1 protein-coding gene is annotated in these 2,249 nt (G+C 41.8%); it reads right to left on the reverse strand.

The window, feature by feature from the left end; all coding sequences use genetic code 11:
- Nucleotides 1-852, reverse strand: an 852-nt coding sequence (locus HGKM_RS09115; RefSeq protein WP_245550632.1) for a Cna B-type domain-containing protein, incomplete at its 3' end; no start/stop codon positions are given.
- Between the last annotated feature and the right edge of the window lie 1,397 nt (nucleotides 853-2,249).

The raw sequence follows: 2,249 nt of genomic DNA on the forward strand, positions 1-2,249 counted from the left end.
GACTTCCGATGTATAATTCTCCACCGGATCCTCAGCGATGGTGTAGGTGATTTCCTTCCCCTTCTCATACTTGGGCAGGTCGGTAAAGGTCCACTTCCACCCCTCTTTTTCGGTGACCTTCCGGCTTTCCTTTTCCACCCCATTAGCAAGAAGACGGATGGTGATGGATTCCGGACGCTTGCCGTCCACATTGTCCCCATCATCCCAGGTCTTCTTCCCTTCAATCTTGATCTTTTCCGTCTTATAGGTATTGGTGACCGTGAAGCCCTGGCTTTGGTTGCCGGTGATAGCCGCCTCATAGCCCTTCATGGAACCCACTTCCCTGATGGTATATTGGATCTCCCTTCCGTTCTCCATCTTCAGCAGATCACCAAAATACCCGGACCACCCATTCTCCGCATTCAGGACCAGGCTTTTCCCGGTCTCCTTCCCATTGGCCAAAAGCTGAATAGTGACGGATTCCGGACGTTTGTTATCCCGGTTATCCTCATCCACCCAACGCTTGGCAACAGAGATGGTCCTCTTGACCGGCACGACAACGACAGGCGGGGTTTTGGGCTTGTATTCGTTGGTGAATGAAATTCGTTTAGAGGGATCTTCTTTGAGCTCAAAAATATTATAGATTCTTGAATTCTTTTGTGCTGCCTGGCTATAAAATGTATTTGCATCTCCAATACTATTAAACATATATAAGGTATGGGCTTCAGGGATGAAGTCAACGATCTTCATATCATTATTGGTTACAAAGGGAGAATTCTCCTGGCTCTTTTCTTTTAATAAATAACGATAGATGACGTAGAGTTCCTTAGAATCGGCATCTTTTTCCATATCAAAGGATCTGGTTCCATCCACTGTTTGTCCACCAAATTTTTTTTCAAATTCTTCTGAATTCGTTTTGTACAAGAATTCAACCATATCCATGTACTCATGAGGTAGTAATAGTCCCTTAGATAAAGAAATATAGTTTCCGGTAGTTTTATCTACTTCTTGATGGGTAATCAGTGGTTTCCGATACGTATAAGGGAAAAAATCACGTTGTTGGGAACTACTTAGTCCTTTTTCTACTGTATATCTAAAAACTTTAAATCTATACTCGTCAAAATTTTGATCTCCATACTCATAGCTTCCGGGATTTATCTCCCCTTCTTTCGGAATCCGTAAGAGTTGCCAGACAATAGTGTCATCCGGCCATCCTTGGTCGTAACCTTCTTCCCTATCCTTCCGCCTCTGCTCCAGCTCCTCAGGAGTTGGTTGCCTGCCTATTGTTATTCGTGAACGATCGGATGACCACATCTCACCCCAGTCATATTTCAGGGTATGGTCAATTACCTGCTCTCCAAGATCATTAACAATATCTCTATTGTCCATAAGCTTGGTTAAATGAGCATCAAAAATGTCCGTATCCTTAAAACTGACACGGCTGAACAGCATGGAGTCCTCGCCATTTTCCAAGAATCCTGCTCGAATGATTTGTCCGCTATTCCCATCGTCCTCATAGATATAGGATTGACCAATCCCATATTCGGATTCCTTTTCGGAAGGAATCCGGACGAGCTCGAATTCGAAATCCGCATTGGGAATGGTCTTCTGGTCAGGGGCATTCCTCATATCAATTTTTTTCTCATACATAAAATTTGCCATGAAGTTATGGTAAATCTTTACGCCACTTTCAAACCTGTATGCCGAAGCCTCCGGCTCTGCCAGCGGCATAATGGCTAACACACATGCCAAGACCAGGGACAAAATCATTCCTGGCACTTTCCGAAACTTTGACGTTGACATTACTCGCTCCTTTTGTTTTTGCATTCCCGCCAACTTAGGTCGTATCCACTCTTGAAACCTATTTGTTCAATAAATTATTCAATAGTGAAAATATATACATGATTAATCATAAGCTATAAAAATCAAAGTGTAAACCCTTTTGAACTACCCACATACTCAATTGTTTTTTATCTAATGATAATCTTCCTTCCTCGTTTTTGGTGACATTTTGACTGTCATTTTGGGTGACATTTTGAGTGTCATAAATGAAATTTCTTAAGGATGTCGTAAAAAAAGATTCCATAATTTAAAGTTTGACTTAAGTTCTTCCCTGTAATTATCCATTGCTTTATAGGCCTCAATAATCTTTCTAAGAAATAGAAAAACCGATAGTGTCCAAAATCACCATCGGTCTCTCTTCTTTAATCAAATGACTCACTGGATTACTTTTCTCATGGATCGGGCCACATATCCGGTCAAAGCCACCA

Source organism: Kallipyga massiliensis ph2 (assembly GCF_000311985.1).
In the GTDB taxonomy this organism is placed as follows: Bacteria; Bacillota; Clostridia; order Tissierellales; family Peptoniphilaceae; genus Kallipyga; species Kallipyga massiliensis.